The organism is Chryseobacterium sp. SORGH_AS_0447 (assembly GCF_030818695.1).
Taxonomy (GTDB): Bacteria; Bacteroidota; Bacteroidia; order Flavobacteriales; family Weeksellaceae; genus Chryseobacterium.
This window is the reverse complement of the sequence record NZ_JAUTAR010000001.1, coordinates 996227-1010209: the sequence shown is the minus strand read 5'-3', so window position 1 is coordinate 1010209 and position 13983 is coordinate 996227. Positions and strand designations below refer to the sequence as shown.

General features: G+C 38.4%; 14 protein-coding genes. 2 read left to right on the top strand and 12 right to left on the bottom strand.

Annotation, left to right across the window (positions count from 1 at the left end; genetic code table 11):
• The 11 genes from QE422_RS04785 to lpxB form a co-directional block, all read right to left on the bottom strand.
• Window positions 1-666 carry a DUF6048 family protein gene (locus QE422_RS04785; protein WP_307455533.1) on the bottom strand — a complete coding sequence of 222 codons (666 nt, stop codon included), beginning with the start codon at window positions 664-666 and terminating at the stop codon, window positions 1-3.
• Window positions 632-1117, bottom strand: coding sequence for a DUF6452 family protein (locus QE422_RS04780; protein WP_307455531.1), 486 nt, complete (start codon window positions 1115-1117; stop codon window positions 632-634). Before QE422_RS04780 ends, QE422_RS04785 begins: the two co-directional genes overlap by 35 nt.
• A gap of 34 nt (window positions 1118-1151) precedes the next feature.
• A complete protein-coding gene (rlmD, locus tag QE422_RS04775) occupies window positions 1152-2564 on the bottom strand; it encodes a 23S rRNA (uracil(1939)-C(5))-methyltransferase RlmD (RefSeq protein ID WP_307455529.1) in 1413 nt (470 codons plus the stop codon).
• A 106-nt stretch (window positions 2565-2670) separates the two neighbouring features.
• On the bottom strand, window positions 2671-4218 hold the full coding sequence (locus tag QE422_RS04770; protein ID WP_307455527.1) for a TlpA disulfide reductase family protein: 1548 nt from the start codon (window positions 4216-4218) through the stop codon (window positions 2671-2673).
• Between the two features lie 133 nt (window positions 4219-4351).
• A complete protein-coding gene (locus tag QE422_RS04765; protein WP_307455526.1) occupies window positions 4352-5119 on the bottom strand; it encodes a succinate dehydrogenase/fumarate reductase iron-sulfur subunit in 768 nt (255 codons plus the stop codon).
• A gap of 24 nt (window positions 5120-5143) precedes the next feature.
• Window positions 5144-7156 carry a fumarate reductase/succinate dehydrogenase flavoprotein subunit gene (locus tag QE422_RS04760; protein ID WP_307455524.1) on the bottom strand — a complete coding sequence of 671 codons (2013 nt, stop codon included), beginning with the start codon at window positions 7154-7156 and terminating at the stop codon, window positions 5144-5146.
• Between the two features lie 17 nt (window positions 7157-7173).
• Window positions 7174-7836: a succinate dehydrogenase cytochrome b subunit gene (locus QE422_RS04755; protein WP_307455519.1), complete on the bottom strand. Its 663-nt coding sequence runs from the start codon at window positions 7834-7836 to the stop codon at window positions 7174-7176.
• Window positions 7837-7980: 144 nt separating this feature from the next.
• A complete protein-coding gene (locus tag QE422_RS04750; RefSeq protein WP_307455518.1) occupies window positions 7981-9756 on the bottom strand; it encodes a ComEC/Rec2 family competence protein in 1776 nt (591 codons plus the stop codon).
• Between the two features lie 282 nt (window positions 9757-10038).
• Window positions 10039-10221 carry a hypothetical protein gene (locus tag QE422_RS04745; protein ID WP_307455515.1) on the bottom strand — a complete coding sequence of 61 codons (183 nt, stop codon included), beginning with the start codon at window positions 10219-10221 and terminating at the stop codon, window positions 10039-10041.
• Window positions 10222-10235: 14 nt separating this feature from the next.
• Complete coding sequence (locus tag QE422_RS04740; protein ID WP_307455512.1) at window positions 10236-11036, bottom strand: hypothetical protein; 801 nt, start codon at window positions 11034-11036, stop codon at window positions 10236-10238.
• A gap of 163 nt (window positions 11037-11199) precedes the next feature.
• Window positions 11200-12303 (bottom strand): lipid-A-disaccharide synthase, encoded by a 1104-nt coding sequence (gene lpxB / locus QE422_RS04735; RefSeq protein WP_307455510.1) that lies wholly within the window; start codon window positions 12301-12303, stop codon window positions 11200-11202.
• Between the two features lie 142 nt (window positions 12304-12445).
• Between lpxB and QE422_RS04730 the strand changes: the two genes are divergently transcribed.
• The gene (locus QE422_RS04730) at window positions 12446-12955 is read left to right on the top strand and encodes a DUF2480 family protein (protein WP_307455508.1); all 510 of its coding nucleotides are present in this window, start codon (window positions 12446-12448) and stop codon (window positions 12953-12955) included.
• A gap of 121 nt (window positions 12956-13076) precedes the next feature.
• Complete coding sequence (locus tag QE422_RS04725; RefSeq protein WP_307455506.1) at window positions 13077-13733, top strand: DUF937 domain-containing protein; 657 nt, start codon at window positions 13077-13079, stop codon at window positions 13731-13733.
• A 58-nt stretch (window positions 13734-13791) separates the two neighbouring features.
• On the opposite strand, the gene QE422_RS04720 is transcribed toward QE422_RS04725, so the two are convergent.
• Entirely contained in the window at window positions 13792-13911 is a 120-nt protein-coding gene (locus QE422_RS04720; RefSeq protein WP_307455505.1) for a 30S ribosomal protein THX, read from the bottom strand.
• Window positions 13912-13983 lie beyond the last annotated feature (72 nt).

Here is a 13983-nt window from a genome sequence, read left to right as displayed (position 1 = left end):
CTAAAACTTATACGCCAGATTCCAGGCGAAGCCCATGGTAAATTTGGATGAGCTTCTGCCAAAACCTGGGACAATCATAGGCTGGATTTCGTCCTGTTTTGTAGTGTAAACCAGATATCGCGGCTGCATATTGACATCGATATAAAAATTGGTGTCAAACAGCTGAACCCTGCCGCCCAACGTTCCTTCCAGCCAATAAGAAGACTGTGTGGATGAAGGAAAGGAAATCGAAGAATTACTCCCCCCAAACCCCCGTACGGGAATGGCCCTATATTCCTGGGTGTAGAATGACCCTGCCACTTTTCCTCCTGCGTAAAATCCGTTAAACTGATTCTCAGGGTCTTTTGCCAGCATATAAAAGGCTCCTAATTTTAGAAAAGGCCCGTTAACTTTAGCATCATAGCCATTCTTTTGGTAAATATTCGATTCAAAACCGGCTTCTACAACGGCATGGATATTTTCTTTAATCCTTGATGATACAAAACCCTGGTATAATTTCCTGTCCGAAAAAAAGGAAACTCCCGTATTAAGGAGATCACCACCTACCATAAAATTCGGCTCATATTTCCATTTTTCTTTTTTAGCTTCTTTTGTATTGTTCTCCTGGGCAAATACCAAAAGTCCGATAATACTAAAAAAGAAGGTAAAGATTCGTTTTGTCCTCATTCTCTATAAAGTTTTGCCCGGCCTGTATGCTCTTTACCGGAGTTGTTGTTGATACCGGATCTAGTACGGCATTTAAATTTTCATAATTTATTTTGATCCCGCAACCCGGCGAAACATACCTTGACTTCGTTGTATAATTTACCCTTACTTTAGATTCTGCGCCTTTATTGGTTATCCTGAAATAAATATCGGTATAGGAAGAATTGTCCACCCGTAAAGGAATGATTCGGGAAGTAATTTTTGCCTGCCCGCCAAGTTGCACCTTACCGGAGCCGTAATCTACGGCGACATATAAAGAGTCAACTGTTTTTTCCTTACCTGTTTCAGCATTGAGAAAAGAAACTTTCATTCTCGGTGTTCCTTCCCCGTTTTCGCAGATGTCATCATCACCGCCGCATGAGAACAGCAGACTCAGAAATCCAAGGATTGTCAGGAATTTAAAATATTTCATGAATCGTAAGATTTGGAATTCAAATTTAAATAAATTATTTCTTAATCAGTAAAGCAATATTTTCTACATGGTGTGTCTGCGGAAACATATCGACCGGCAGAATTTTTACCACATCATACTGATCTTTCATCAATGCTAAATCTCTGGCCTGAGTGGCTGAATTACAGCTTACGTACACTACTTTTTCAGGTGACAGTTTTAAGATCTGCTCGACTACTTTCTGATGCATTCCGTCTCGTGGCGGATCGGTAATCAGAACATCGGCTTTCGGATGGTTGGCGAGGAATTCATCATTAAAGATATCCTTCATGTCTCCACAATAGAAAGTCGTATTGGTAAGACCATTCAGTTCGGCATGCTCAATTGCTGCATCGATCGCCTCCTGAACAGATTCGATACCGATTACCTGCTTGGCATTTCTCGCTACATACTGAGCAATGGTTCCGGTCCCGGTATATAAATCATAAACAACTTCGTCACCTTTAAGATCAGCAAATTCAAGTGTTTTTCTATATAATTCCAGGGCTTGTTTGTAATTGGTCTGAAAGAACGATTTCGGCCCGATCTTGAACTTCAGTCCGTCCATTTCTTCCATCAAAAATCCTTCTCCAAAGTAGACATTGATATCCAGATCATAAATCGAATCGTTCGGCTTCGGATTGATGGCATAAACCAATGTTTTGATCTGCGGGAATGTTTCCAATAAGAATTCAAAAAGCTTCTCGCGGTTTTCCTTTTCTTCTCTGTACAGCTGGAAAAGAACCATCCACTCTCCTTGGGAGTTCTGTCTCATCATCAGCGTTCTCAGGAAACCTTCGTGATTTTTAACATCAAAGAAATCCAGCCCGTTACTTACGGCATATTCCTTTACAGCAAGCCGTATGGTATTGGAAGGCTCTTCCTGCAGGAAACATTCTTTAAGATCGAGAATTTTGCTCCACATTCCCGGAATATGGAACCCTAAAGCATCCTTGTTTCCGAAATTTTCTTCCGAGCTGATTTCGTATTGCGTAAGCCAGCGCGCATTGGAGAACGAAAACTCCATTTTGTTTCTGTAGAAATACTGTTCTTCAGATCCGAGAATAGGCAAGGTTTCGAAATTCTCAATTCCTCCGATTCTTTTAATATTATTATAAACTTCTTCCTGCTTAAAGAACAGCTGTTTTTCATAGCTCATGTTCTGCCATTTGCATCCTCCGCAGACTCCGAAGTGAATACATTTCGGATCTACCCGGTCCGGAGACTTTTCGAGCAGGTCCACCGCTTCGCCTTCGTAATACTTGGACTTTGCTTTTTTTACTTTTACATTAACGAGATCTCCCGGGATAGCTCCTGAAACCATTACCGTTTTTCCTTCTTCCGTCCGCCCGATAGCGATTCCTTTGGCCCCGGCAGTTACGAGCCTTATGTTTTCAAGAACTATATTTTTATTCTTTTTTCTACTCATGCTGATTTTCTATTTTCCTACATGAAACATTTCTGTTTCAGTCTGCAAAAGTACAAATAAAAAAACCTTATCCGGGGATAAGGTTTCTATCTGTATTGATTTTAAATTATTTTGTTTCAGCCGGCTGAGGAGCTGCCTGCTGCTGAGGAGCCTGCTGCGCCGCTGCTGCCGGATCCATTCCCATGCCTTGTTGCAGCTGAACGTTAGGATTTACCTTTGGAGCTGAAAGCCCGGTCTGCTTATCCAGAACCGTTACAAGCTCAGGATCTCCTAAGTTGAAGAATGGCTTGCTCGCAATTTTCCCGTCTTTGTCTACAATGATAAAGCAAGGTAATTTAAATCCGTAAACCCCGTATTTTTTAGCAATATCCGAATTCAATCCGTTTTCTGCATAGACATTTGTTCCGGTAATGCCTTTTAGTAAAGAGCTGCTTGTTTTTACAAACTGGTCTTTGGTGTCGTCTACGTTTACAAAAACGAAATTCATTTTCGATTTATAGAAGTTTACCACTTCCTTTAGTACAGGAACAGTTGCTTCCCCGATGTAAGGATTCCACGATGCATAAAAAGTTAGCATGTATGGTTTTCCTTTGTTCTCAGAAAGGTTGTAAGATTTTCCGTCTGCTTTTACCAAAGCCGCTTCAGGAGCTGCTTCACCGATTTTGAATCCGTTGATGGCAAACTGGATTTTTTTCAGGTCTTCTTTAATCGTGTTATCTTTAATATCCGTGTCGATAATCTTTTTGATTTTCTCAACCGTTTTTTCAGGAGCTCCAGGGTGAATATCCGACTGTGCCATTACGAAAGCCAGAAGATAATCTTTAGCCGTCTGAGAAAGGTCTTTTTGATTTTTATTTAGATATTCAGCAAATAATTCTGAAGTGATAACATCTGTCTTTCCTGCACTTTTCGCCTGGGCAAATTTCTGGAAATCAGGACTCATTTTTGTTAAAAGATATTCTCTGTATAAAGGATGCTCTTTTACCAGAACATCTTTATTTTCTTCCAATTTATTTGCAAAGTCTGTAAAAGCTTTGGTTACCTTAAATGAAGGATTTCCCATTTGCTTGTGGCTAAGCTCGTATTGATTAAGGATCGTAAGCAAAGTACTGGATAGGTCGTTTTTCTTCCAGGTAACCACTTCATTGTCCGGACTGAATTTTTTAGCATTTTCGTCGATGTTTTTGTTTACATCTGCCTGTACTTTTTCAATTCCTTTCAGGAAGGTGTTTTCATCTTTTGTCAACAGCTCATTCATATTTACAGTCTGAGCATAAGTGGCAAGGTATTTTTGAGTTGCCATAAAGAAATCGTTGTTCTTCTTAGCATCTCCGGTGATAACATATTCAGTAGGGAAAGTCATGGCATTACCTGAAATTTCAAGCTTCTGACCGCCTTTCAGATAAATTAGATTTCTTTTTCCACCGTAAGAAATCATGTACATTCCGCTTTTCGGAGCTTCGAAATTCCCGGCGAACGTACCGTCTTTGTTTACACCGATATTAATTAAAGGTAAAGTAGCTACTCCCGAAGCTTCGATGAACTCGATTCTTTCTAATGGGGAACCGCCGGTAACTTTTCCTTTTACTTCAACTTTTTTAGAGCAAGACATCGCAAAAACCGCGATGATAAACAATAAAAGATATTTTTTCATTTTGAATTTATAATTAGGCAAAAATAGTTTTTTCAATAAACTAAAAGCAATTTAATGTTATTTTTATGAAAGATTTAACTAAAAAAAATCGCCATCCTTTACGGAGACGATTTTTTCTATATCTCAATTAATTTTATCCTCTGTCAGCAAAAGCCGTAATGTACTCCCTGTTCATTCGGGCAATGTTTTCAAGAGAAATTCCTTTTGGACATTCCACTTCACAGGCACCGGTATTTGAACAGTTTCCGAATCCTTCTTCGTCCATTGCTTTTACCATGTTCAGCACTCTTCTCTTTGCCTCTACTCTACCCTGAGGTAAAAGAGCATACTGAGAAACTTTAGCACCAACAAAAAGCATGGCAGATCCGTTTTTACAAGACGCTACGCAGGCTCCGCAAGCGATACATGCCGCAGCATCCATTGCTTTATCCGCATCCTCCTTAGGAACCGGAATAGCATTCGCATCCAAAGTATTTCCTGAAGTGTTCACCGAAATGAAACCACCTGCAGCCATTACTCTGTCAAAAGCACTCCTGTCTACGATTAAATCTTTAATCACCGGGAAAGCGGCGCTTCTCCATGGTTCGATAACGATGGTTTCACCATCTTTGAACATTCTCATGTGAAGCTGGCAGGTAGTGATTCCTGTATCCGGGCCGTGTGCTCTACCGTTGATGTAAAGAGAACACATTCCGCAGATCCCCTCACGGCAGTCGTGGTCAAAAGCGATCGGCTCTTTTCCTTCGTTGATGATATTTTCGTTCAGAATATCCAGCATTTCCAAGAAAGAAGAATCTGTGGAAACATCTGATATTTTGTAGGTCTCAAACTGACCTTTCGTTTTGCTATTTTTTTGTCTCCAAATTTTTAGGGTAAGATGAAGGCCTTTTTTTGCACTCATAATGATTTATTTATAGGTTGGAGATTATTTGTAACTTCTTGCTTTAACTTCAATGTTTTCGTAGATCAGTTCTTCTTTATGCAGAACTTCTGTTGTAATATCATCCGTCTGATATTCCCAGGCTCCTACATATTTAAAGTTAACGTCATCTCTTTCTGCTTCACCTTCAGGAGTAGCATGATCTTCTCTGAAGTGCCCTCCACAAGATTCGTTTCTATGCAATGCATCGATTGCCATTAATTGTCCTAGCTCGATGAAATCTGCAACTCTGAATGCTTTTTCAAGTTCTGTATTCATTCCTTCGGCATCACCAGGAACTTTCACATCGCTCCAGAATTCTTTTTTCACCTGAGCAATTTCAGCAATTGCTTCTCTCAGACCTTCAGGAGTTCTTCCCATTCCCACCTTATTCCACATGATGTGTCCTAATTTCTTGTGGAAATGATCTACTGAATGGGTTCCTTTATTATTTAAGAAGAATTCTACTTTTTCTTTTATTCCCTTTTCCGCTTCATCAAATGCCGGCGAAGCCGTAGGGATGGATCCGGTTCTGATATCAGCAGAAAGATAATCTGCGATTGTGTAAGGAAGTACGAAATATCCGTCTGCTAATCCCTGCATCAAAGCAGAAGCTCCCAATCGGTTTGCTCCGTGATCCGAGAAGTTAGCTTCACCGATTACAAAACATCCCGGAATTGTAGACTGTAGGTTATAATCCACCCAAACACCTCCCATGGTATAGTGTACTGCCGGGTAAATTTTCATTGGCGTTTTGTAAGGATCATCAGCAGTAATCTTTTCATACATTACGAATAAGTTACCGTATTTCTCCTCAATCCAGGCTTTTCCTAAGTCATAGATCTGCTGATCTGTAGGATTGTGAATATGTTTTTCGATAGCGGCTTCTTTACCTTTTTTGATAATCTCTGTAGAGAAATCTAAGTAAACCCCTTCTTTAGTATCGTTATTTTCGATTCCGTAACCGGCATCACATCTTTCTTTACCGGCTCTCGAAGCAACATCTCTAGGTACCAGGTTACCGAATGCCGGATATCTTCTTTCCAGATAGTAATCTCTGTCCTCTTCTTTAATGTTCTCAGGTCTTAATTTACCTGCTCTGATGGCTTCTGCATCTTCAATCTTTTTAGGAACCCAGATTCTTCCGGAGTTTCTTAAAGATTCAGACATCAGCGTAAGCTTAGACTGCTGTGTTCCGTGAACCGGAATACACGTCGGGTGAATCTGTACATAACAAGGGTTTGCGAAATACGCCCCTTTTTTGTGGATTTTCCAGGCTGCGGAAACATTGGATCCCATAGCGTTGGTAGAAAGGAAATACACGTTTCCGTATCCTCCGGAAGCAATAACTACTGCGTGAGCCGAATGTCTTTCGATTTCACCCGTAACGAGATTTCTTGCGATAATCCCTCTTGCTTTTCCGTCTACGATCACAAGATCCATCATTTCATGACGGTTGTACATTTTGATTCTTCCTTTACCGATCTGACGGCTCATGGCAGAATACGCTCCTAACAACAACTGCTGACCGGTCTGTCCTTTTGCATAAAAGGTTCTTTTTACCTGAACACCACCGAATGAACGGTTATCCAGCTGACCGCCGTACTCCCGTCCGAAAGGAACCCCCTGTGCCACACACTGGTCGATAATATTCGCAGAAACTTCTGCTAATCGGTAAACGTTGGCTTCTCTTGCACGGTAATCCCCACCTTTAATCGTATCATAGAACAATCTGTAAGTAGAGTCACCGTCTCCCTGATAATTTTTAGCGGCATTAATCCCCCCCTGAGCTGCGATAGAGTGCGCTCTTCTAGGAGAATCCTGATAGCAGAATGCCTTTACATTATATCCCTGCTCTGCTAAAGTAGCTGCGGCAGAACCACCTGCCAACCCTGTTCCGACAATGATAATATCAATCTTATCTCTGTTGTTCGGTGCAACAAGGTTCATGTGGTCTTTATGATTTTTCCATTTGTCCTTTAATGGACCTCCAGGAATTTTTGAATCTAATTTACTCATAATTTAGTATATTAATATTATTGAGTTACAAAGTGAAAAATTGCGATAAAAATGAAGCCTGCCGGGATAAGGATAGAGTACCACTTTCCGATGGCTTTGATTACCGGTGTGTATTTCGGGTGTCTTGCCCCTATCGACTGGAATGAAGACTGGAACCCGTGGGCCAGGTGTAATCCCAATAAAACGAATGAAATCACATATAAGACAACTCTCCAGATATCCGCAAATTTAGCGTGCAGGTCTCCCCAGAAACGCGATTCTTCAACCGGCAGTCCATCGATATACTTATAGTTCATTTCATGGAACCAGAAATCGTACATGTGAAGAAAAATAAATGCCAGAATCACAGCTCCCGAAATAAGCATATTTCTGGACATCCAGGTAGAATTGTGAGAAGGATTATTTGACTCGTATTTAATAGGACGTGCTTTCTGGTTTTTAATTTCCAGAACAAATCCCATTACAAAATGGAAAACCACAGCGAAGATCAGAACCGGCTGCATTATAAATTGGATCAGAGGATTATACCCCATAAACTGCGAAGCATTGTTGTAAGCATCCTCACCAAAAACCGACAATAGGTTTACAGTAAGGTGCATTATCAGAAATATCAGCAAAAAAATAGCCGACAATGCCATAGCATATTTTCTACCTATCGTAGAACTCGTTAAACCTGCCATATAAGTTTAAATTTGATTTTCCACAAAATTAAGAAATGTAAAGAACATCAAAAAGTGAGAAATCTCACAAAAAGCCAGTTTGTAACGTTTCTAAATAAGATCATAAAATATTCTAAATAAAGGAAAAACAAGAAAAAGACACCTTTAATTTACCTCATAAAATTTCCCCTGATACACCACTTTTTCTACGTTCTTAGGAAAGGTCCGGATTTCTGTTTTTTTGATACGCCTTGATGAACAGTACGGATTAATAATAAACTTGATAATCTTTTGTTTATCTGAATTTTCTTTAATCCAGAAACAGACATGATTTCCTTTCTTTACTGATAACAGTTTATCATTAGAAAAATCATGAATTAAAATTTCATTTCTCTGCAGTTCATACAGGTTGAAGCTCATCCTCATCACAAAAAACATAAAAACAGCAATAACCAATCTTACAGAATTTTTAGTATTGAACTTTAGTACGGCAAATCTAAGGAAATAGATAATCAAAAACAGAAAGCACACTTCTGCTCCGTTCATCGGGATATTTTCTGAAAACAGCGAATCAAAATCGGCAAACCAGTGAATAATTTTAAGCAACAGCTGGATGATAAAATCGTAGATTGTATTAATCCATCCGGTATCGATCCGGAATGCTATTAAAGTGGTCATCATAAATGAAAATACGATAATGGCTTCCGAAAATGGGACAATGAAAAAATTGGCAAAAATGGATATGAAAGAAAACTGATGGAAATAATACAGCACCAGCGGCAGCGTTGCCAACTGGGCAGCGATGGAGATTGAAATGGTATTGAATATGATCTTCTTCAGCCAGTTATCCTGTATCGGAAAATAGCTTAAAATCGGTTGATTCAGCCAGTAAATACCCAGGACTGCCAGAAAGCTGAGTTGAAAACCCACATCAAATAGCTGCTGGGTATCAAAAATCAAAATAAGTAATGCAGATAACGACAAAGAATGCAGCAGATCGGTTTTCCGCTGTAACAGCACATAAATAAAATAAATACTCAGCATCAGGCTCGAACGAACCACCGAACTTCCAAAACCTATAAAAGCGGTAAACAGCCAGATGAATAATAAACTGACAATTACCGCAGACTTTCTGTATCTTAACGGTAAAATTCTCACCAGTACAAAATAGAACAGTCCGAAAATTACAATGATATGCGTTCCTGAAATAGCCAGGAAATGAACGAGACCCGACCGGCTGAAATCCTGGACGGTCTGTTCATCAATTTCCGTACGGTCTGCAAGAATGATCCCTTTCAGAAATTCTCGTGAGGTCGGAGCTAACTTGGTTTCATCAATATGCTGCAGCACTTCTAATCTTTTCTGGGAAAATTTTTCATTCCAGCTCAGATCAGTCCGTTCTGAAGCAAAAATCTCATCATTGCTATAACACTGGTAGTCAATATTCTTCCGCTTTAAATATTTTGAGTAGTCAAACTGGAAATCGTACTGCGGAATCTTGGGTTTTGAAACATACGCTGTGGTTTTATAGTAATGGTTAAAATCCAACTCCTTCTGGTTCCTCGGAATATATACAACTGCATTGAAATGTTCTTTTCCCGCCTGCACCTCAGCTTCATATTTCCGGTTCTTTGTATTGGAATTCAGCTTCTTTGAAATTTTGAAAACGATTGTTTCATTTTTCGGAATATTAAGATGCTGAAAAGATCCGGTGTTGAAAAAATGCAGGATGATTCCCAGTACGAAAAACATCAATCCTAATAAATAAGACCTCGCTTTGAATAAAAAGTACCGGTTGAAAAATGCAGCAAACAAAAGCAGGAAACCAATGCCTGAAATCCAGTAAATGACGACTTTCCCCAAAGAAAAAAGATCCTGAAAAAAGATCCCGAGGATAAAGCAGATAACGAGAATAAGAAACGGCTGTTTATTCAATTTCAAAATTTGTGGTATCCAAAAATATTCAATCGGATAAAAAAATACAAATCAACGGGCTGAAATTTTAAAAAACAGATTCTATGCTTTGTGAAAAATAAAAATCGCAGAAAAATTTTCTACGATTTTTATTTTTATCTGTAAAATTTAAACTTTTATTTTTTTGAAAACTTAAGTTCTATGTGTTAAATAATTTATCTCAGGTTATAATTAATTTTCATTTTAAACTAATTATAATGAACAAACGCGATAATAAGTTGGCAAGCCAAGTTAATCAAGAACAGGCAATTATGCTTTAATATTTAAAATTAAAAAATATATTGCACCTATAGGCTTCCTAATCATTTTCTTGTAAATATTATAGCGCTTCTCAGATAAGCCAACTTTTTTCAATTTAAGATTAGCGAAATATTTTACAATTGCTACTGTTGAACCTGTAATTAATATTGTATATAGTAATGGATCTTCCATAATTAAAATATTATTTAATACCAAGCAGAAATTACAACACATGATGCTGCTACTGAATACTGACAAAGAGGTCCCCATTCTGTAATAACCCAACCAATTGCATCACCTACAAAATAACATAATGTATATGTCGTTGGATTTGACTGAATCGCCTGATTCATATACATATAACATTCTGCAAATGTAACATCTCCATTACCATTTAGATCCGCAGGTTTCCTTTTTGCAGTTAATGAAATACTGTTTTTTCCTGTTAAGCTTTTGTAAGTCTCAACATTTACTAAACTTTTGTTTTCGATTGTAGCATTTGCATATGTGTAGCCCTCATTTAAATCAGTCATATATATGTTACCCGTACCATTAACTAAATCCATTTTTTCAAAATTTCTAAGAAGAATATTAAAGTTTAAAACTTCATTATTGTCCTTATAACTTATTGCTTCTAATGAACCAATAACAGTCCCAGAATCATTTCTTATAATTATAGTAATTATAGGAACATCTACTCCATCTTCATTTTGTCTAATTGATATACGATAATCTGTAAGATTTATTCCATCATCAGCAGTGAACCACTTTTTCAAATCAGAATTTAAATAAGTTTCTGAATTGAACAACTTATCTAATATTATTTGGTCATTATCATTTTGGGCTGTAATCTTACTTGTTGTCTTATCAAGATTAACAGTTCTTGAATTCAATAATTTTTCCCTTACAGATACTGTATTTAGATTTTCATTATCATTATTACATGATTGAAATGTTCCAGCTAATAATAGTAAAGCTGTACTAAGGATAAAAATTTTATTCTTCATATTTAAAAGTTTTTAAGTTCTGATTATTAACTATTCAAATATAAATGGAAAAACAACTAATCACAAACAAAAGATTTAAAAAATTCAAAACTATCCTTAATTAATTTTGAAAATATAAAATCGCAGAAAAATTTTCTACGATTTTATATTTTATATGTATTTTTTAAACTTTCACAATCACCTCTGCCGCATTTTCACTGGCTCCTTTTCCACCCAACTTCTCTCTCAACAGCTCATAATCCCGGAAAACTTCAAACCTTTTTTCTGTAGCCAGGATCTTTTTCAGTTCATCAACCAGGTTGTTTGTATTCAGGTCGTTCTGGATCAGTTCTTTTACCACTTCACGGTCCATGATCAGGTTGACCAGCGAAATGTATTTGATGTTTTTAACCAGCCGTTTGGCGATGGCATAAGAGATTTTACTTCCCCGGTAGCAGACAACTTCAGGTACATTCAGCAAAGCGGTTTCCAGGGTTGCCGTTCCGGAAGTAACCAAGGCAGCTTTGGAACACCTCAGCAGATCATAAGTTTTGTTGGAGACAAAATGCACGTTATCATCTACGTAATTTTGGTAAAACTCTTTCGGGAGGCTTGGAGCGCCAGCAATCACAAACTGGTATTCCTTAAAATAAGGCCTTACGGAAAGCATCATGGCCAGCATTTTTTCAACTTCCTGTTTTCGGGAGCCCGGCAGCAAAGCAATGATTTCCTTGTTATTCAGTCCGTTTTCTTTTTTAAAGTTTTCAACACTAAGATCTTTTAAAGTGGAAATGGCATCCAGCAAAGGATGACCGACAAAATGGGAATCGACCCCGTGTTTTTTATAAAAATCTCCTTCAAAAGGAAGGATCACCATCATTTCATCCACATATTTTTTGATGATCTCTACCCTGCCCTCTTTCCATGCCCAAAGCTGCGGAGAAATATAATACACCACCTTAATTCCCAATTCCTTGGCAAATTTTGCAATCCTCAGATTAAAGCCGGGATAATCAACGAGCACCAGGACGTCCGGTCTGTTGCTGCTGATGTCTTCTTTGCAGAATTTAATATTGTTCAGAATGGTACGCAGGTTCATCGCAACTTCCAGAAACCCCATAAAGGCGAGGTCACGGTAATGTTTCACCAATGTGCCCCCCTGCTTTGCCATCAGATCGCCACCCCAGAACCGGAATTCCGCAGCAGGATCTTTCTTTTTCAAAGCCTTCATCAAATTGCTTCCGTGCAGGTCTCCGGAAGCTTCTCCGGCAATAATATAATATTTCATCTCCTGAAATCTTTTTAATTAATTCCCTAAACTCCCCATCAATCTTATCTGAATTATGGGAGGCTTCTATGACAGGAATAGAGAACAAATAAGAGGTGGTAACCATCTTAATTTGTAAATTTGTCCAAAGATAATGATAAAAATGTCAGAAGAATTTGAAATCCGGAATAAAGTAGCGGAAAGCGGACTGATCAATTTCGATCTTGCCGATCTTGTTCCGAAAGGCGTACGAAAGGGGATCGATCTGAAAGATTTTCTTTTTATGGAAATGATCCTGAAAGAAAAAGATTTTAGGGAAAAGGTAGCCGCAATTGATGTGGAAGAATATCGTGATGCATACGTTTACGTTTATAATTCGGCGGATGCCATCGTTCCGCTTTGGGCGTATTTTTTAATTACCGCCAGGCTTACGGGCATTACCCGGAAAATCGTTTTCGGAAACCGTGAAGACCTGGAAGTAATCCTGATGCACAACGCCATCCAACGCCATGATTTTGAAGAAATGAGGGGAAAAAGAGTATTGGTAAAAGGCTGTTCGGATAAAGAAATTCCGGAAAACGCCTATATCGAACTGGTAGAACAGCTGCAGCCGATCGTCAAATCACTGATGTTCGGAGAAGCCTGTTCAAATGTCCCGATCCTGAAAAACTAAACCTGCGCATCGGGTTATTTTTAAAATTTATAAAAATTTGTTGGTTATTTTAAGTAAAAAAATCGTTGAGGAATATTTTTTGATAGTTTTAATTTTAATAAAAATACAATAAATACAAACTATGGGTCTTATCGATTTACTTACGGGAAATACCGGCAACCAAGTGGCTGAACAGGCAGAAAATAAATTTGGCATCAATAAAACACAGGTTATTGCTTTATTAACCGTTGCTGCTCCGCTTATCATTTCTTATCTGAAAAATAAGTCACAGGATGCCAACGAAGCCGAAGCACTGAATAATGCCCTGGATAAAGATCATGACGGAAGTATTCTGGATGACGTTTCCCAGGCCGATGCCAGGCAGTCGGAAGGAGGCTCTATCCTGAACCATATTTTTGGAGGAGAAAAACAGAATGTAGAAAACCGGCTTTCGCAGAATACCGGAATTTCAATAGATAAAATCGGACCTATTCTTTCCATGCTGGCTCCAATCATTATGGGCTATATCGGAAAAGAAAAGCAGCAGAACAATGTAGGTGCCGGCGGTCTGGGCGATCTTTTAGGCGGTATTTTGGGTAATGCATCCAATGAATCTAAGCAACAGCAGTCCAGTCCTCTCAACGATATTCTGGGAAGTGTTTTAGGAGGCGGAAATTCTCAATCTTCAGGAAACCCGCTGAACGATATTCTTGGAAGTGTATTGGGAGGAAATGACCAGAAAAAACAGCAAGGCGGCGGTGGACTAGGAGATATCCTCGGAGGATTTTTCGGAAAATAATTAATTTAATTTTGTTATATAAAAAAAGACCGGTGATTGATTTTACCGGTCTTTTTGTTTAGTTTTTGGCCTTCTCTTCAGAAGCTGCTACAGATTTTGAAGCTTTTCTCGGTCTTCTTTTCCCGTAACTTCCATTGTTGATTTTACCTCTTTTGGATTTCTTGTCTCCTTTTCCCATAAGTAATAGATTTTGTTGGTTAATTACGAATTTAAAAAATACGTACCTAAAATCAAAAATTCCGGTTGTTAA